This window comes from Rhizomicrobium sp., assembly GCA_037200045.1.
Lineage (GTDB): Bacteria > Pseudomonadota > Alphaproteobacteria > Micropepsales > Micropepsaceae > Rhizomicrobium.
Window position 1 is genome coordinate 928,267 of record JBBCHM010000002.1, and the last position, 17,587, is coordinate 945,853.

Sequence of the window (17,587 nt, forward strand, 5' to 3'; positions counted from 1 at the left end):
CAGCTCGAAGCGCCGGCTCCTTTCGAGGCCGAAGAACTCGTTGGCCATCAGGACGGAGAGCGCCGAGCCGGCGAGGATGAGGATCTTGCTGAAACCGCGCGAAACCATCAACCACGAAAGCGCCGCCGAAGGCCGAGGCGGGGCTCGCCTGCGCGAAGACGAGCCAGCCGGCGACGGCCATCAGCGCGATCGCCAGCCAGGAAACGACGCCGGCGGCACGGTCGCCCGCGGTGACGCCGCCGATCAGAGCACCAGCGTGCCGACCGCGAGCAGAAGCTCCGGCAGAAGGACGAGAAGGTCGGCTTGCAGGGTCATGGGTGAAGTCCCCGCGCCGCGAGCTTGGGCGCATGGTCGATGGCGAGCGCGGTCTGGTGCTCGGCGATCAGGTTGGCGACGGAGGCCGAGGTCACGTCGAACACCGGCTTGGGATAGATGCCATCGCGATGGTGAGGACCACCAGCGGCGCCAGGATGGCGATCTCGCGCAGCGAAAGGTCCTGGATGGTCTGAAGCGCCGGCTTGACCAAATTCGCCGAACACGACGCGGCGATAAGAGATAGAGCGCATAGGCGGCCGACAGGATCACGCCCGTGGCGGCGAAGATCGCGACCCAGGTGTTGGCCATGAAGGCGCCCAGCATGGTCATGAACTCGCCGACGAAGCCGCCGGTGCCCGGCAGGCCGACATTGGCCAGCGTGAACACCATGAAGCAGGCGGCGTAGATCGGCATGCGGTTGACGAGGCCGCCATAGGCCGCGATCTCGCGCGTGTGCATGCGGTCGTAGATCACACCGACGCAGAGGAACAGCGCGCCCGAAACGACGCCGTGGCTGAGCATCTGGAAGATGCCGCCATCGAGGCCCTGCTGGGTGAGCGTGAAGAGGCCCATGGTGACGAAGCCCATATGGGCGATGGAGGAATAGGCGATGAGCTTCTTCATGTCCTCCTGCGCCAGCGCCACCAGCGAGGTGTAGATGATGGCGATGACGGAGAGCGCGAAGACCAGCGGCGTGAAGGTGACCGAGGCGCTGGCGAACATCGGCAGCGAGAAGCGCAGGAAGCCGTAGCCGCCCATCTTCAGCAGGATGCCGGCCAGGATCACGGAGCCAGCGGTCGGCGCCTCGACATGCGCGTCGGGCAGCCAGGTGTGGACCGGCCACATCGGCATCTTGACCGCGAAGCTCGCGAAGAAGGCCAGCCAGAGGAAGGTCTGGAGCCTCGGATCAAAGTGGTAGTGCAGCAGCGTCACGATGTCGGTCGTGCCGGCGGTGTAATACATCACCAGGATCGCCAGCAGCATCAGTAGCGAGCCGAGCAGCGTGTAGAGGAAGAACTTGAAGCTGGCATAGACGCGGCGCTTGCCGCCCCACACGCCGATGATCAGGAACATCGGGATCAGGCCGGCTTCGAAGAAGACGTAGAACAGCACCAGATCGAGCGCGGTGAAGACGCCGATCATCATAGTTTCGAGCGCGAGGAACGCGATCATGTATTCGGCGACGCGATCCTCGATCGATTCCCAACTCGCCAGGATGCAGAACGGCATCAGCCCGGCGGTCAGCACGATGAACAGCATCGAGATGCCGTCGACGCCCAGATGATAGCCGATGCCGGGCGCCAGCCAGTTCGCGGTCTCCTCGAACTGGAAGGCGGCGGTGTGGCCGTCGAACTTCGCCCAGATCACGAGCGACAGCGCGAACTCCACGATGGTCGTGACCAGCGCGATCCAGCGGGCGTTGCTCGCGACGGTGGCGTTCGAGCCGCGCGCCAGCAAAATGATGGCGCCCGCGCCGATCAGGGGCAGGAAGGTGACGATGCTGAGAATGGGCCAGCCGCTCATGGGTGCGCTCCCGCGAGCATGAACCAGGTGGCGAGCGCGACCACGCCGATCAGCATCGCGAAGGCGTAGTGGTAGACGTAACCGGACTGGAGGCGCACCGCGCCGCGCGTCGCGTCCAGCACGCGGGCGGCGATGCCGTCGGGGCCGAGCCCGTCGATCACCGTGCCGTCGCCGCGCTTCCACAGGAAGCGGCCGAGCTTCAGCGCGGGCTGGACGAACAGGAAGTCGTACAGTTCGTCGAAGTACCACTTGTTGTAGAGGAAGAGGTAGAGCAGCCCGCGCTTGGCCGCCATCCGGCGCGGCAGGTCGGGGTTCAGGATGTAATAGTAGTAGGCGACGCCGAAGCCGAGGATCGTCAGGACGATCGGCGCGAGCTCGACCCAGACCGGGAAGTCCTCCGGCATCGGCTTCAGGCGATCGCCGGCAATGGCGCCGAGCGCGCCGTGCCAGAATTGAAGCGAGCCTTCGCCGATGAAGTAATGCGTAAAGGCCATGCCGGCGAACAGCGCGCCGAGGGCGAGAACGCCCAGCGGGACCAGCATCACCAGCGGGGATTCGTGGACCTCCGACAGCGCGGGCGCATGGTGCTCGCCATGGTCGTCCCCTTCCGCGTCGGTATGGCTGTGGCTGTCGCTGTGCGAGAGGTGGACGTGATCCTGGCCCCGGTAGCGGCCGTGGAAAGTCATCAGGAACTGGCGCCAGGAGTAGAACGACGTCATGGCCGCGGCGACCAGCGTGAGCACGAACGCATAGTTGCCCATGCCGCTATGCGCGGCGTAGGCGGCGTTGATGACCGCGTCCTTGGAGTAGAAGCCGGCCAGGCCGACGCCCAGCAGCGGGATGCCGACGCCGGTCAGCGCGAGATTGCCGATCAGCATCATGGCCCAGGTGAACGGGATCTGCTTCCACAGCCCGCCCATCTTGCGCATGTCCTGCTCGTGATGCATCGCGTGGATCACCGAACCGGCGGAGAGGAACAGCAGCGCCTTGAAGAAGGCGTGGGTGAAGAGATGGAACATGGCGCCGCCATAGGCGCTGACGCCGGCGGCGACGAACATGTAGCCGAGCTGCGAGCATGTCGAATAGGCGATGACGCGCTTGATGTCGTTCTGGAAGAGGCCGACCGAGGCGGCGAAGAACGCCGTCGTCGCACCGATGAAGGTGACGAATTCCAGGGCGCGGGGCGCCAATTCGAACATCGGCGAGCAGCGGCAGACCAGGAACACGCCGGCCGTCACCATGGTGGCGGCATGGATCAACGCGGAGACCGGCGTCGGGCCTTCCATGGCGTCCGGCAGCCAGGTGTGCAGGCCGAGCTGCGCCGACTTGCCCATCGCGCCGACAAACAGCAGCAGGCAGAGCGTGGTCAGCACGTCGACGTCCCAGCTTCCGAAATGGAAGGTGTGGCCGGCCTGGGCCGGCGCGGCGGCGAACACCGCGTCGAAGTCGAGCGTCTTGAAGATGTAGAAGATGCCGAAGATGCCGAGCGCGAAGCCGAAATCGCCGACGCGGTTGACCACGAAGGCCTTGATCGCGGCGGCGTTGGCCTCCGGCTTCTTGTACCAGAAGCCGATCAAGAGATAGGAAGCGACGCCGACGCCCTCCCAGCCGAAGAACATCTGGACGAAATTGTTCGCCGTCACCAGCATCAGCATCGCGAAGGTGAAGAACGACAGATAGGAGAAGAAGCGCGCGCGGCTGTCGTCCTCGGCCATGTAGCCGATGGAGTAGAGGTGGACCAGCGAGGAGACGCCGGTCACGACGACCAGCATGACGCCGGTCAGCGCGTCGACCCGGATCGCCCAATCGACCTTGAGATCGCCGGAATAGATCCAGGGCATGATCTGGATGATGTGCGAATGGCCGAGAATCGTCGTGTCGTAGAACGCGACGATCGACAGCCCGGCGGAGATGAACAGCGCGCCGGTGGTGATCAGCTCCGAGGCGCGTGCCCCGATGAGGCGGCCGAACAGGCCGGCGATAGCCGAAGCGATGATGGGGAGGAAGACGAGCGCGGCGTACATCTCAGCCCTTCATCAGGTTGACGTCTTCCACGGCGATCGTGCCGCGGTTGCGGAAATAGACGACGAGAATGGCGAGCCCGATGGCGGATTCCGCTGCCGCCACCGTCAGGATGAACAGGGCGAAGACCTGCCCCACCAGATCGTGCAGGAAGGAGGAGAACGCCACGAAGTTGATGTTGACGGCGAGCAGGATCAGCTCGATCGACATCAGGATGACGATGACGTTCTTGCGGTTCAGGAAGATGCCGAACACCCCGATGGTGAACAGCACCGCCGCGACGAAGAGATATTGCCCAAGTCCGATGGCCATGTTCAGGCTCCCTGCCCCGGCTTGACGTCCACGACGGTCATCGCATCGGCCATCACGCGCGCGTTCTGCTTGCCGATGTTCTGGCGGCGCACGCCGGGCCGGTGGCGCAGCGTCAGCACGATGGCGCCGATCATCGCGACCAGCAGCACCAGACCCGCGACCTGGAAGTAATAGATGTAGTCGGTGTAGAGGATGCGCCCGATCGCTTCGGTGTTGCTGAGCGTGGCCGGCGTCGGATGCGCCAGCGCCGACGGCGCGGCGGAGTTGAGGTTCCACTTGGTCGCGACGAAGAAGGCGAGCTCGAACAAGAGCAGCAGGCCGACGCCGGCGCCCACCAGGATGTATTGCTGCACGCCGCTCTTGAGCTCGGCGAAATCGACATCGAGCATCATCACCACGAACAGGAACAGCACGGCGACCGCGCCGACATAGACGATGACCAGGATCATCGCGAGGAATTCGGCGCCGAGCAGCACGAAGAGGCCCGCGGCGTTGAAGAAGGCGAGGATCAGGAAGAACACCGAATGCACGGGGTTGCGCGCCACGATCACCATGAACGCGGCGGCGAGCATGACCGCGGAAAAGACGTAGAAGGCGATGGCCTGGAGCAGCATCTGCGTTACCTGTACGGCGCGTCGAGTTCGAGATTGCGCGCGATCTCGCGCTCCCAGCGGTCGCCGTTCGCGAGCAGCTTGTCCTTGTTGTAGTAGAGCTCCTCGCGCGTTTCGGTGGCGTATTCGAAATTCGGGCCTTCCACGATGGCGTCCACCGGACAGGCTTCCTGGCACAACCCGCAGTAGATGCACTTCACCATGTCGATGTCGTAGCGCGTGGTGCGGCGCGAACCGTCGTCGCGCGGCTCGGCCTCGATGGTGATGGCCTGGGCGGGGCAGATCGCCTCGCACAGCTTGCAGGCGATGCAGCGTTCTTCGCCGTTGGGATAGCGGCGCAGCGCATGCTCGCCGCGGAAGCGCGGGCTGAGCGGGCCCTTCTCGAAGGGATAGTTGATCGTCGTCTTCGGCGCGAAGAAGTAGCGCATCGCGAGGAAGAAGCTCGTGACGAACTCCCAGAAGAACAGCTGGCGGGCGGTGCGGTCGAGTGTAGCCATGGCGGCCTCACGCATGGTGGTGGAAGACGAGCACATAGCCCGCCGTGACCACCACCCAGATGAGCGACGTCGGCAGGAAGACCTTCCAGCCGAGCCGCATGAGTTGATCGTAGCGATAGCGCGGCACTATGGCCTTCACCATCGCGAAAAGGAAGAAGAAGAACAGCATCTTCAGCGCGAGCCAGATCACGCCCGGAACCAGCGTGAAGGGCACGACGTTCAGCGGCGGCAGCCAGCCGCCGAAGAACAGCACCGAGCACAGCGCACACATCAGAAGGACGCTGATGTATTCGCCCAGGAAAAACAGCAAGAACGGCGTCGCCGAATATTCGACGAAGAAGCCGGCGACCAGTTCGGACTCCGCCTCCACCAGGTCGAAGGGCGGGCGGTTGGTCTCGGCCAGCGCCGAGACGAAGAAGATCGGCAGCATGGGAAAGAGGATCGAGAACACGTTCCAGCCAGCGAAGGCGAAGACGCTGCTGGTCTCCTGCGCCCGCACAATGGCGGAGAGGTTCAGCGAGCCGGCGAACAAGAGCACGGTGATGATCACGAAGCCGATCGAGACCTCGTAGGACACCATCTGGGCCGCGGCGCGCAAGGCGGAGAGGAACGGGTATTTCGAATTCGACGCCCAGCCCGCCATGATGATGCCGTAGACGCCGAGCGAGGACATGGCGAAGAGATAGAGGATGCCGACATTGATGTCGGCGGCGACCCAGCCGTCGTCCAGCGGCACCACGGCCCAGCCGGCGAAGGCGAGCGTGGCGGTGACGAGCGGCGCCAGGATGAAGATCACCTTGTTGGCGCCGGCCGGGATGACGACTTCCTTGAGCAGGAATTTGAAGGCGTCGGCGATGGTCTGCAGCACGCCGAACGGGCCCACCACGTTGGGGCCGCGGCGAAGCTGCACCGCCGCCCAGATCTTGCGGTCGAGCAGGATGACGGCGGCGACCATCAGCAGCATGAGGAATTCGAGCACGCCGAGCACCAGGACCTGGCTCAAGGTCCAGGCCCAGCCGTAAGGAAGCCCCAGCGTGTTGAAGTAGTGCGTCAGAAGCATCGCCCTACTCCGCCGCCATCTGCGAGGCGCCGGTGACGAATTCGCGGCTGCATTCGGCCATCGTGGTACTGGCGCGCGCGATCGGGTTCGTCAGGTAGTAGTCGGCCATCGTGCTGCCGAGCGGCAGCGAGGTGTCGAGCGGCCGGTCGGCGCCGACTTGGGCCCAATCGGTCGCGCCGGCGCCGCCATGCGGCACCAACTCGTGATGATCGGCGAAATGCGGCGCCTCGGCGACCATCGCCGCGCGCAGGGCGTCGAGCGTGTCGTAGGGCAGCTTCTTGCCGAGCACGTCGGAGAGCGCGCGGATGATCGCCCAATCCTCTTTCGCCTCGCCGGGCGGGAAGACGGCGCGATGGCCGGGCTGCACGCGGCCCTCGAAATTCAAATAGAGACCTTCCTTCTCGGTATAGGCGGCGCCGGGCAGGATGACATCGGCATTGTGCGCGCCGGCATCGCCATGGCTGCCTTGATAGACGACGAAGGCGCGGCCGAGATGGGCGACGTCGCACTCGTCGGCGCCGAGCAGATAGATAAAGTCGATCTCGCCCTTCTGCGCGCCATCGACGATGCCGGCGACGTCGCGCCCGCCATCACCCGGCACGAAGCCGAGATCGAGCGCCGCGACGCGCGAGGCGGCGGTATGCAGCACGTTGAATCCGTTCCAGCCGCCTTCGGCCGCCTTGCCGGCAGGGCCGATCATGCCGGTGTCGGCGGCGATCTTCGCCGCGGCCTTCAGGATTGCGGCGCCGTCGGCGCGCGCGACCGCGCCGGCGCCGAGGATCAGCATCGGGCGCTTGGCGTCGCGCAGCACCTGAGCGAAGGCATGGCCGCCATTGGCGATCTGCTCCAGCACTTCGACGCCGGCGCCGAGATCGGCGACCGGATAGGTCTGGTTCATCGTCACGCCGATGCCGGCGATCTTGACGGCGCCGTTCGACCAGGCCTTGCGGATGCGCGCGTTCAGCACGGGGGCTTCCCAGCGCGGATTGGCACCGATCAGAAGGATCGCGTCGGCGGCTTCAACGCCGGCGATGGTGGTGTTGAAGAGATAGGACTGGCGCGCGCCACCGAGCTTGGTGCCGTCCTGCCGGCAGTCGATATTTGCCACGCCGAGCGCCGCCATCAGGTCCTTCAGCGCCTTGACCTCCTCCGCCGCGGCGAGGTCGCCGGCGATGGCGGCCATCTTGTCGGGCGTGGTCTGCGACACGCGCGCCGCGATGGCGGCGAAGGCCTCGCCCCAGGTGGCGGGCTGGAGCTTGCCGCTCTTGCGGACATAAGGCCGGTCGAGGCGCTGGCGCATCAGGCCGTCACAGGCATGACGGGCCTTGTCGGAGATCCACTCCTCGTTCACCTCTTCGTTGAGGCGCGGCAGCACGCGCATGACCTGGGGCCCGCGCGCATCGACGACGATATTGCAGCCCTGCGCGTCCATCACGTCGACGGAGTCGGTGTGGCGCAGCTCCCAGGGGCGCGCGTTGAAGGCGTAAGGCTTTGAGGTCAGCGCGCCGACCGGGCAGAGATCAACGACGTTGCCGGAGAGTTCCGATGCGAACGCCTTTTCGAGATAGGTCGTGATCTCCATGTCCTCGCCGCGGCCGGTGGCGCCCAGATCGGGGACGCCGGCGACTTCGGTGGCGAAGCGGATGCAGCGCGTGCACTGGATGCAGCGGGTCATGACGGTCTTGACCAGCGGACCCATGTATTTGTCTTCGACGGCGCGCTTGTTCTCGTGGAAGCGGTTGAAGGCGGCGCGGCCATAGCCCATCGCCTGGTCCTGCAAATCGCACTCGCCGCCCTGATCGCAGATCGGGCAATCGAGCGGATGGTTGATCAGCAGGAACTCCATCACGCCCTCGCGGGCGCGGCGGGCGATTTCGGAGTTGGTGTTGATCTTGGCCGGCGTGCCGTCGCGGTTCGGCATGATGTCCTTGATCTGCAGCGCGCAGGAGGCCTGCGGCTTGGGCGCCCCGACCCATTCGACCAGGCACATGCGGCAATTGCCGGCGACGGAGAGGCGCTCGTGATAGCAGAAGCGCGGAATCTCGGCGCCGGTGGTCTCGCAGACCTGCAGCAGCGTGGCGTTGTCGTCCGCCTCCACTTCCTTGCCGTCGATGATGAGCTTGCGTGAGGGCATCGGCTACTCCGCCGCCATCGGTTGCCTGGCGCGTTCGGCGATGCGCCGTTCGAGCTCGGGGCGGAAATGGCGGATCAGGCCCTGAATCGGCCAGGGCGCGGCGTCGCCCAGGCCGCAGATCGTGTGGCCCTCGCACTGCTTGCCGACTTCCCAGAGCTGGTCGATCTCCTCGACGCGGGCATCGCCGGTTTCGAGGCGGCGCATCACGCGCCACATCCAGCCGGTGCCTTCGCGGCACGGCGTGCACTGGCCGCAGCTCTCGTGCTTGTAGAAATAGGCATAGCGCGCGACGGTTTTCACCAGATCGGTGGACTTGTCCATCACGATCACCGCCGCAGTGCCGAGCGAGGAATTCGCCGCCTTCAGCGAATCGAAATCCATCAGGACCTCGTCGCAGACCGATTTCGGGATCATCGGGCAGGAGGCGCCGCCGGGGATCACGGCCAGAAGATTGTCCCAGCCGCCGCGCACGCCGCCAGCATATTTCTCGATCAGTTCCTTCATCGGAATGCCGAGGCTCTCCTCGACGACGCAGGGCTTCTCGACATGGCCGGAGATCTGAAACAGCTTGGTGCCGGTGTTGTTGGGGCGGCCGAAGCTCGCGAACCATTCGGGGCCGCGCCGCATGATGGTCGGAACCACCGCGATGCTCTCGACATTGTTCACCGTCGTCGGACAGCCATAGATGCCCATGTTCGCCGGGAACGGCGGCTTCATGCGCGGCAGGCCCTTCTTGCCCTCGAAGCTTTCGAGCAGCGCGGTCTCCTCGCCGCAGATATAGGCGCCGGCGCCGTGATGGACGTAGCAGTCGAAGTCCCAGCCGTGGACGTTGTCCTTGCCGATCAGCTTCTTCTCATAGCACTCGTCGATCGCGGCCTGCAGCGCCTCGCGCTCGCGCACGAACTCGCCGCGGACATAGATGTAGGCGGTGTGCGAGCGCATCGCGAAGCACGCGATCAGGCAGCCTTCGATGAGATGATGCGGGTCGTTGCGCATGATCTCCCGGTCCTTGCAGGTGCCGGGCTCGGATTCGTCGGCGTTGACGACGAGATAATGCGGCCGGTCCTTCACTTCTTTCGGCATGAAGGTCCATTTCAGGCCGGTGGCGAAGCCGGCGCCGCCGCGGCCGCGCAGGCCCGACTTCTTGACGACATCGCAGATGCCTTCGGGCCCGAGTTCGAGGATCTTCTTGGTGCCGTCCCACAGCCCGCGCGATTTCGCGCCGGCCACGGACTTGTCCTGGAAGCCGTAGATGTTGGTGAAGATGCGGTCCTTGTCGGCGAGCATCAGGCGGGTTCCGGTTTCTTCGCGTAGAGCGATGGATCGGTGAGCGTGGTGGGGCCGCCGGCGGGCTCGGAGCCGGTGCGGCCGGCCTGCGGGCCGGGCTTGGGCTGTTCGCCGCGACGGAAGGCCTCGATCAGCCGCGCGGTCGATTCGGCGGTGAGGTCTTCGTAGAAATCCTTGTAGACCTGGAACACCGGCGCGTTGGTGCAGGCGCCGAGGCATTCGACCTCGGTCCAGGACAGCATGCCGTCCGCCGTCGGCGTCATCTGCGCCGGGCCGATCAGCTTCTTGCAGACGGCCACGATGTCGTCGGAGCCGCGCAGCGTGCAAGGCGGCGTGGTGCAGACCTGCAGATGGAATTTGCCGACCGGGGCGAGGTTGAACATCGTGTAGAAGGTCGCGACCTCCAGCACGCGGATGAACGGCATGTCGAGGCGCCGGCCGATAGTTTCGATCATCGGATGGGTGACCCAACCCTGCTGTTCCTGGCCGATCCATAGCGCCGAGATGACGGCGGAGGCCTGGCGGCCGGGCGGATATTTCGCGATCTCCTTTTCGACGCGCGCCTGGTTTTCGAGATTGAACTCGAAGGAGGCAGGCTGGAGCTCGGGCGGGGCGAGACGGCGCAGGCTCATCTCGTCAATTCCTGCGCAACCAAAAAGCTACGGGTCTGAATTCAGGCTGGCTGCACAGGACAGGACATGCATCGCCAAGCTTGTCGCGATGATTATTGGACAGCCAATTCACAGCCAGCAGGACCTGATATGCGGCGTTGAAACTGAGGAACGCCTCCAACAGATACTGTTCATTCCATAGCCATCGCGACCGCAGCACCCAATCAGCGGGGTAGTCGCGCGGCGTAAAGATATCATGGACATGGACGATGACACCGGATTTCAACAGAGGCAGCAATTCCAGGTATTCGAACAGGACGTCGCCCTGCGGACGTATGATATGCGACGAGTCGATAAAGAGGATGTCGCCATCCTCTAGCGGCCCAAAAAAGTCGGTGCCGAGATCCTCCACTCGCTTGCGCACAACCTCGACGCCAAGTGTTTCGAGCATGGGCTGTTCGTATGGCTCTACGCACACATGATAGCAAGTATATCCAGGGCGTTCCGCCATATTCCGACCGATTGCAAGCCTCGCCATGAGCGTGGATTGGCCGCTTCCTATCTCGAATAGCCGCTTCGGCTTGAAATGGCGGATAATGTCGTAAAGAATTTCGGCATCCCCTGCGCCGTAGTAGCCGTTGTTATAGCCGAATTGATTCGGCGCGGTCTTTTCGACGGGAATCTGCAACAATTCGTCGCGATAGCCAAAGTGCGAGACCAGTTCCAGCTGCGCGTTCGCGTTGAGATCAATTCCCGGCAGATTCCGCTCCTCATCGAGCGACTTCGACAAATCATTGGGATGGATGATGGGCTCGTAGTAATGGTGACCCACAATCCCCACGCCGATGCGGTCTTGCACCATGCGCGTGAGCGGAGCACGCCAACGGGCCCGCGCGGCCATCATGAGAGCTGGCGCGCTTAACAGCAGCATCAAGGCCGCAAACGGATCCAACAGTCGAAGCACCAAGTTCGTGCGTGACATTATCGATCCACCTCGCCGAACACGATGTCGAGCGAGCCTAGGACAGCGGAAACGTCGGCGAGCATGTGGCCCTTGTTCATGTAGTCCATCGCCTGAAGATGCACAAAGGAGGGCGCGCGGATCTTGCAGCGATAGGGTTTGTTCGAGCCGTCCGACACCAGATAGACGCCGAACTCGCCCTTGGGCGCCTCGACCGCGGCATAGGCTTCGCCTTCCGGCACATGAAAGCCCTCGGTGTAGAGCTTGAAGTGGTGGATCAGCGCTTCCATCGACGATTTCATCTCGGCGCGCTTGGGCGGCACGACCTTGTTGTCGGTGGACGACACCGGGCCGGACGGCATCTTCTCGATGCATTGTTTCATGATCTTGACCGACTGGCGCATCTCTTCCATGCGCATCACGTACCGGTCGTAGCAATCGCCGTTGCGGCCGATCGGGATCTGGAAATCGAGTTCGTTGTAGCACTCGTAAGGCTGGGCGCGACGCAGGTCCCAGGCGACGCCGGCGGAGCGCAGCATCACGCCGGAAAAGCCCCACATCTCGGCCTGGGCGCGGTCGATGACCCCGATGTCGACATTGCGCTGCTTGAAGATGCGATTCTCGATCAGGAGGCTGTCGATGTCGTCAAGCACCTTCAGATAGGGATCGCAGAAGGCGTGGATGTCGTCGAGCAGGCCGGGCGGCAGGTCCTGGTGCACGCCGCCGGGGCGGAAATACTTGGCATGCATGCGGCTGCCCGAGACGCGCTCGTAGTACGACAGCATCGTCTCGCGGCTTTCCATGCCCCAAAGCGGCGGGGTCAACGCGCCGACGTCCATCGCCTGGAACGTCACGTTCAGGATGTGGTTCATCAGCCGGCCGAGCTCGGAGAACAGCACGCGGATGTATTGGCCGCGCTTGGGCACTTCCAGGCCGATCAGCTTCTCGATGGCGAGCACATAGGCGTGCTCCTGGTTCATCGGGGCTACGTAGTCGAGGCGGTCGAAATAGCCGATGTTCTGCAGATAGGTCTTGTGCTCGATCAGCTTCTCGGTGCCGCGATGCAAGAGGCCGATATGCGGATCGACGCGGGTGACGATCTCGCCGTCAAGGTCGAGGACTAGGCGCAGCACGCCATGCGCGGCGGGATGCTGCGGGCCGAAGTTCAGCGTGATCTGCGCTTCTTCGTTGCCGGTATCTTTCTTGATGTCGGGGACCGCGCTCATGCCTTTTTCCCCGGATTGCCGGAGGCGGCCTTGTTGCCGCTGGGCAGGATGTGCGGCGCGCCTTCCCACGGGCTCATGAAATCGAAGTCGCGGAATTCCTGTACGAGCTGCACCGGCTGGTAGACGACGCGCTTGAGCTCGTCGTCATAGCGCACCTCGACATAGCCGGTGAGCGGGAAGTCCTTGCGCAACGGGTGACCGGAAAAGCCGTAATCGGTGAGGATGCGGCGCAGGTCCGGATGATCGGCGAAGGCGATGCCGTACATGTCGAAGGTCTCACGCTCGAACCAGTTGGCGGCGGGATAGACGGCGACGATGGATGGCACCGCCTCGTCTTCCGCGACATGCACATGCACGCGCAGGCGCAAATTCCTGGTGAGCGACAGCAGGTGATAGACGACATCGAAGCGCTCGGCGCGCTCTGGCCAGTCGACGCCGCAGAGGTCGACGAGGATCCTGAACTCGCAGGACGGATCGTCGCGCAGGAAGCTCATGACGCGCACGATTTCGCCGGGCGCGACGTCGACCGACAGCTCGCCGACATTCAGCCGGTGGCCAAAGACCGCGCCGGGCAGCGCTTCGCTCAGATGAGTCGCAAGGGCGGTGAGATCGGCCATCTATCGCTCGATCGTTCCGGTGCGGCGGATTTTCCGCTGCAGAAGCATGATGCCGTACATCAGCGCTTCGGCGGTGGGCGGGCAGCCCGGGACGTAAATGTCGACCGGCACGATGCGGTCGCAGCCGCGCACGACGGCGTAGGAATAATGATAGTAGCCCCCGCCATTGGCGCAGGAGCCCATCGAGATGACGTAGCGCGGCTCCGGCATCTGGTCATAGACCTTGCGCAGGGCCGGCGCCATCTTGTTGGTCAGCGTGCCGGCGACGATCATCACGTCCGACTGGCGCGGCGAACCGCGCGGCGCGGCGCCGAAGCGTTCGAGGTCATAGCGCGGCATGTTCGCCTGCATCATCTCGACGGCGCAGCAGGCCAGGCCGAAGGTCATCCACATCAAGGAGCCGGTGCGGGCCCAGTTCACCAGCGCCTCGGCGGAGGTCACGAGAAAGCCCTTGTCGGCCATCTCTTGCTGCATCGCCTTGAAATAGGGCTCGTCGTCGCGCGCGGCGCGGGCGCCCTCGACGCCGCCGCGCGCGGCCGTTCCATACGGCAATGGCGATGTCGGGCCGGCCGGGATCACTCCCATTCGAGCGCTCCCTTCTTCCATTCGTAGATGAAGCCGACGGTCAGGACGCCGAGGAAGGTCACCATCGACCAGAAGGCGAAGACGCCGGTGGCGCCGAGCGTGATCGCCCAGGGAAACAGGAACGCCACTTCCAGGTCGAAGATGATGAAGAGGATGGAGACGAGATAGAAGCGCACGTCGAACTTCATGCGCGCGTCGCCGAAGGCATTGAAGCCGCATTCGTAGGCCGAGAGCTTTTCGGGATCGGGCTTGGAGGGCGCGAGGATGACGGGTGCCAGGACCAGGGCGGTGGCGATGACGCCCGCGATGCCGATGAAGATCAGGATGGGGAGATATTCCAGGAGCTGCTTTTCCATTCCCGAGCCTTCTCATCCGGCCCTGGCGCGGGCGCGCCCAAGGAACAGGTCGGACTTTGGTATTTCGCGGGTGCAGTATAAGAGCCGGCCACCCGCGAGCAACGCGGGTGTAGACCAAGATTCGACCGGAAAAAACAGGATTTTTGCGGCCAGTTGCGAACGATTCCCAACAGCGGAATTGGCCCGTGAATCAGGCCCTTCCGGGAAGCCATTTCGCACCGCATGAAGGATGGAAATGGCGGGAGCGACGGGGCTCGAACCCGCGACCTTCGGCGTGACAGGCCGACACTCTAACCAACTGAGCTACGCCCCCGCATCGGGGCCTGAGGGCCCGTTCCGCGAAAGGGGGCCGGTGTAGGGCGCCCGCTCCGTCGCTGTCAAGCAGAGCAAGGCATTTCCCGGGAAAAATGCGCGCGTCAGGGCGGCGCGCGGCGGAATTCGTCTATCGTCACCTTGCCGTCGCCGTCCAGGTCCAGTTGCTCGAACAGGGACCGCACGCCGCCGGCGAACTCCGTGAAGTCGACATAGCCGTCGTGGTTCCAATCGATCAGCGGAATGGCGGCCGTGCCGTCCTTCTCGATACGGCGCTGATTGGCCGCGGCCGCCTCGTCGGGGTCGAGCTTTCCGTCGTGGTTGGTGTCGGCCTGCATGAAATATTGCCGCAAGCCCGATTCCAGCTCCTCGCGCGTGACGGTGCCGTCGCCGTCGGTGTCGTAATTGGCGATCGTCATCCGGCCGGAGTGCCATTCCTCGGAGCGCGGCACCGGGTAAGGCGACCAGCGCGGCTTGTGCGGCGTCGAGCACGCCGCGGCCAGCAGCGATGCCGCTATGAGTGTGAGTAGACGCCCCCGCATCGGCCAAGTTCGGCATTGTCGGCGATACGCCGTCAAGCGGCCGGCGCGGCCTTGGGTTACTGGCCGGGCGGCATCCCGCCCCCGCCGCTCCCGCCACCACCACGATGGTGGCCGTGACCGCCTCGGCTGCCCTGCCCGGTGCCGCCCTGCCCCGCGCCGGGCGTGCGCACGCCGCCGGCATTGAGCTCCTGCGGCGTGAGCTGGCCATCGCTGTTGACGTCGAGCGTGTCGAACAAGGACAGCGCCGCGCCCGAGAATTCGTTGAACTCGATGCAATTGTCCTGGTTCCAGTCGACCAGCGGCGAGGCCTGCGAGCCGTCCTGCTGCACGCGCAACTGGTTGATGGCGCGGACCTGGTCGGGGCCGAGGCAGTTCTTGTGCTCGACGTCATAGGTGTCGAACTCGGCGTGCAGGCCGGCGAGGAGCTCGGTGCGCGTCAGCGTGCCGTCATGGTTGGCGTCGTAGCGCAGCAGCGCGGCGGCCGGCGAATGCCAGTTCTCGTCGCGCGGCACGGCGTTGGGATTCCAGCGGCCCTGGCGGGGCGGCGTCGAACTGCAGGCGGCCGCCAGCACAAGGACGAGCGGAATGACGGCGAGCGCGGTTTTGTTCATGGCGTCACCATAGACCGGGGCGGGAACAACCGCGAACCCGCTTGTGTCGCAAAGCGTCGCTGGATTGCCGGCCCGTAATCGTCAGCAGAGGCCGACCTTGCCCCGGACGCTGTCGAAGAGGGGCGGGAGCGAAACGGCGGCCAGGGCAAAGGCCGTCAAAAGAACCGAGAAAGCGCGCATGAATTCCCCGCCGCAAAAGCCCGGAAACAGTGGCACGGCCGGTGCCGGCCGCGAAAGCTGGCAAGCAGCGAAGATGCTGCTATATAGCCGCCAAATGGGCGGTTAGCTCAGTTGGTAGAGCATATCGTTTACACCGATAGGGTCGGCGGTTCGAGCCCGTCACCGCCCACCATTCGCAGCCATGAGAGGATGCATGTCGGCGTTGAGCGAGTGGGACAGTTTCTACGTCATCGTCGGATCGGCCGCCGGCGCGCTGATCGGCCTGCAATTCGTGGTCATGACCCTGATCGCGGAACGGCCGCAGCCCGGCCTCGCGGAAGCCGGCCGCGCCTTCGCCACGCCGACCGTGGTGCATTTCGCCGCCTGCCTGCTCGTCTCGGCGCTGGTGCGGGTGCCGTGGCCCGCCGCGATCGACGCAATTTGGGCCGCCGCGGCGGCGGGCCTGTGCGGCCTGCTCTACATGGCGTTGCCGGTAGAGCGCATGCGGCGCCAGCGCGCCTATCGGATGGACATGGAGGATCGGATCTTCCACGTCCTGCTGCCTTTCGTGGCGTACGGCCTGCTGGTGCTGAGCGGCGCCGTGGCGCTGGCGCATCTGGAAGCGGCACTGTTCGGCATCGGCGCCGCGACGCTCATCCTGCTGTTCGACGGCATCCACAACGCATGGGATGCGGTCGCTTACCAGGTCTATATCGTGCGCAACCAAAAGAGCGGGGAAAGCTGACGGCGCGCCGTGGCGGCGCTGGGCCGCATGGGCGGCCGCCGCCAAACCGTGGATAAGGCGCGCGCGATCCGGCACGGAGGCGACCGCCTTGAAAGAGATCACCGTCTTCAGCGGCAGCGCCCATCCCGAGCTCGCGGCGGAGATCTGCCAGCACCTCGGCGTGCCGCTGCACCCGTCCAAGCTCGTGCGCTTCGCCAATGACTGCCTGGAGGTCCAGCTCCAGTCCAATTGCCGCGAGCGCGACGTGTTCATCATCCAGCCGCTGGTGACGCCGGTGCAGGAGCACTTGGTCGAGGCACTGCTGATGCTGGACGCGGCGCGCGGCGCCTCGGCCTCGCGCATCACGCTCGTCATGCCGCACTATTCCTATGCCAGGTCGGACAAGAAGGACGCGCCACGCATCTCCATCGGCGGAAGGCTGGTGGCCGACCTGATCGTGACGGCGGGCGCCAACCGCGTGCTCACCATGACGCTGCATTCGCCGCAGGTGCATGGGTTCTTCTCGATTCCCGTCGATCACCTGCACGCGCTGAACGAGCTGGCCGACCACTTCCGGCAATACGACCTCTCCAACACGGTGGCGGTGTCGCCGGACCTCGGCAACGCCAAGGAGACGGCCGCCTTTGCACGGCTGCTGGGCGTCGGCGTGGCGGCGGCCGCCAAGCAGCGCTTCGCCGACGACAAGGTGAAGATCAGCTCCATCATCGGCGATGTCAGGGACAAGGACGTGATCGTGCTGGACGACGAGATCGCCAAGGGCTCGACCACGATGGAGCTCCTGAAGCATCTGCGCGAGCGCCAGGTCCGCTCGATCCGGATCGCCTGCACGCACGGCCTGTTCGCGGCCGGCGCGGCGGCGCGCCTCAGCGAGCAGCCCGACGTGCTGGAGATCGTCTGCACCAATTCGGTGCCGATCGCCGCCGACAAGCGGGCGCCGAAGCTGACGGTCCTGTCGATCGCGGCGCCGCTCGCCGAGGCGATCCGGCGCATCCATGACGGCGAATCCGTGAGCGCGCTGTTCCACGCGACCTGAGCCGGGCGCCGACACAAAATCCGCCCGACCGTGTCTCAACGGGAAAAGGTCTGGAAAGTGTCGAACG

Annotated in this window: 18 protein-coding genes and 2 tRNA genes; 3 read left to right on the top strand and 17 right to left on the bottom strand. The window is 64.8% G+C overall.

Going from position 1 to position 17,587, the window contains the following annotated elements; all coding sequences use genetic code 11:
* Window positions 1–243: 243 nt before the first annotated feature.
* The 17 genes from WDM86_19605 to WDM86_19685 all read right to left on the bottom strand — a co-directional run bounded on the left by WDM86_19605 (window position 244) and on the right by WDM86_19685 (window position 15,583).
* Entirely contained in the window at window positions 244–1,839 is a 1,596-nt protein-coding gene (locus WDM86_19605) for an NADH-quinone oxidoreductase subunit M (GenBank protein MEI9992232.1), read from the bottom strand.
* Window positions 1,836–3,863 carry an NADH-quinone oxidoreductase subunit L gene (nuoL, locus tag WDM86_19610; protein MEI9992233.1) on the bottom strand — a complete coding sequence of 676 codons (2,028 nt, stop codon included), beginning with the start codon at window positions 3,861–3,863 and terminating at the stop codon, window positions 1,836–1,838. The genes WDM86_19605 and nuoL overlap by 4 nt, the downstream gene beginning before the upstream one ends.
* 1 nt (window position 3,864) lies before the next feature.
* Window positions 3,865–4,173, bottom strand: coding sequence for an NADH-quinone oxidoreductase subunit NuoK (gene nuoK, locus WDM86_19615; GenBank protein MEI9992234.1), 309 nt, complete (start codon window positions 4,171–4,173; stop codon window positions 3,865–3,867).
* A gap of 2 nt (window positions 4,174–4,175) precedes the next feature.
* Entirely contained in the window at window positions 4,176–4,787 is a 612-nt protein-coding gene (locus WDM86_19620; GenBank protein ID MEI9992235.1) for an NADH-quinone oxidoreductase subunit J, read from the bottom strand.
* 5 nt (window positions 4,788–4,792) lie between these two features.
* Window positions 4,793–5,281, bottom strand: a complete 489-nt coding sequence (gene nuoI, locus WDM86_19625) for an NADH-quinone oxidoreductase subunit NuoI (protein ID MEI9992236.1) — start codon at window positions 5,279–5,281, stop codon at window positions 4,793–4,795.
* 7 nt (window positions 5,282–5,288) lie between these two features.
* Entirely contained in the window at window positions 5,289–6,341 is a 1,053-nt protein-coding gene (gene nuoH / locus WDM86_19630) for an NADH-quinone oxidoreductase subunit NuoH (GenBank protein MEI9992237.1), read from the bottom strand.
* 4 nt (window positions 6,342–6,345) lie between these two features.
* The gene (gene nuoG / locus WDM86_19635) at window positions 6,346–8,475 is read right to left on the bottom strand and encodes an NADH-quinone oxidoreductase subunit NuoG (GenBank protein ID MEI9992238.1); all 2,130 of its coding nucleotides are present in this window, start codon (window positions 8,473–8,475) and stop codon (window positions 6,346–6,348) included.
* A gap of 3 nt (window positions 8,476–8,478) precedes the next feature.
* On the bottom strand, window positions 8,479–9,762 hold the full coding sequence (gene nuoF, locus WDM86_19640) for an NADH-quinone oxidoreductase subunit NuoF (protein ID MEI9992239.1): 1,284 nt from the start codon (window positions 9,760–9,762) through the stop codon (window positions 8,479–8,481).
* Window positions 9,762–10,394 (bottom strand): NADH-quinone oxidoreductase subunit NuoE, encoded by a 633-nt coding sequence (gene nuoE, locus WDM86_19645; GenBank protein ID MEI9992240.1) that lies wholly within the window; start codon window positions 10,392–10,394, stop codon window positions 9,762–9,764. Before nuoE ends, nuoF begins: the two co-directional genes overlap by 1 nt.
* A gap of 4 nt (window positions 10,395–10,398) precedes the next feature.
* A complete protein-coding gene (locus tag WDM86_19650; protein ID MEI9992241.1) occupies window positions 10,399–11,355 on the bottom strand; it encodes a class I SAM-dependent methyltransferase in 957 nt (318 codons plus the stop codon).
* Window positions 11,355–12,560, bottom strand: coding sequence for an NADH-quinone oxidoreductase subunit D (locus WDM86_19655; GenBank protein MEI9992242.1), 1,206 nt, complete (start codon window positions 12,558–12,560; stop codon window positions 11,355–11,357). Before WDM86_19655 ends, WDM86_19650 begins: the two co-directional genes overlap by 1 nt.
* Window positions 12,557–13,177, bottom strand: a complete 621-nt coding sequence (locus tag WDM86_19660; GenBank protein MEI9992243.1) for an NADH-quinone oxidoreductase subunit C — start codon at window positions 13,175–13,177, stop codon at window positions 12,557–12,559. Before WDM86_19660 ends, WDM86_19655 begins: the two co-directional genes overlap by 4 nt.
* Entirely contained in the window at window positions 13,178–13,762 is a 585-nt protein-coding gene (locus WDM86_19665; GenBank protein MEI9992244.1) for an NADH-quinone oxidoreductase subunit B family protein, read from the bottom strand.
* On the bottom strand, window positions 13,753–14,118 hold the full coding sequence (locus tag WDM86_19670) for an NADH-quinone oxidoreductase subunit A (GenBank protein MEI9992245.1): 366 nt from the start codon (window positions 14,116–14,118) through the stop codon (window positions 13,753–13,755). The genes WDM86_19665 and WDM86_19670 overlap by 10 nt, the downstream gene beginning before the upstream one ends.
* Window positions 14,119–14,354: 236 nt before the next feature.
* Window positions 14,355–14,431: transfer RNA gene (locus WDM86_19675), tRNA-Asp, on the bottom strand.
* A 103-nt stretch (window positions 14,432–14,534) separates the two neighbouring features.
* Window positions 14,535–14,972, bottom strand: a complete 438-nt coding sequence (locus WDM86_19680) for an EF-hand domain-containing protein (GenBank protein MEI9992246.1) — start codon at window positions 14,970–14,972, stop codon at window positions 14,535–14,537.
* Between the two features lie 56 nt (window positions 14,973–15,028).
* Complete coding sequence (locus WDM86_19685) at window positions 15,029–15,583, bottom strand: hypothetical protein (GenBank protein ID MEI9992247.1); 555 nt, start codon at window positions 15,581–15,583, stop codon at window positions 15,029–15,031.
* 276 nt (window positions 15,584–15,859) lie between these two features.
* Here WDM86_19685 and WDM86_19690 point away from each other — a divergent pair.
* The 3 genes from WDM86_19690 (at window position 15,860) to WDM86_19700 (ending at window position 17,520) form a co-directional block, all read left to right on the top strand.
* Window positions 15,860–15,935 (top strand) — tRNA-Val (locus tag WDM86_19690).
* A gap of 21 nt (window positions 15,936–15,956) precedes the next feature.
* Window positions 15,957–16,487, top strand: coding sequence for a hypothetical protein (locus tag WDM86_19695; GenBank protein MEI9992248.1), 531 nt, complete (start codon window positions 15,957–15,959; stop codon window positions 16,485–16,487).
* 88 nt (window positions 16,488–16,575) lie between these two features.
* Window positions 16,576–17,520: a ribose-phosphate pyrophosphokinase gene (locus WDM86_19700; GenBank protein ID MEI9992249.1), complete on the top strand. Its 945-nt coding sequence runs from the start codon at window positions 16,576–16,578 to the stop codon at window positions 17,518–17,520.
* Window positions 17,521–17,587 lie beyond the last annotated feature (67 nt).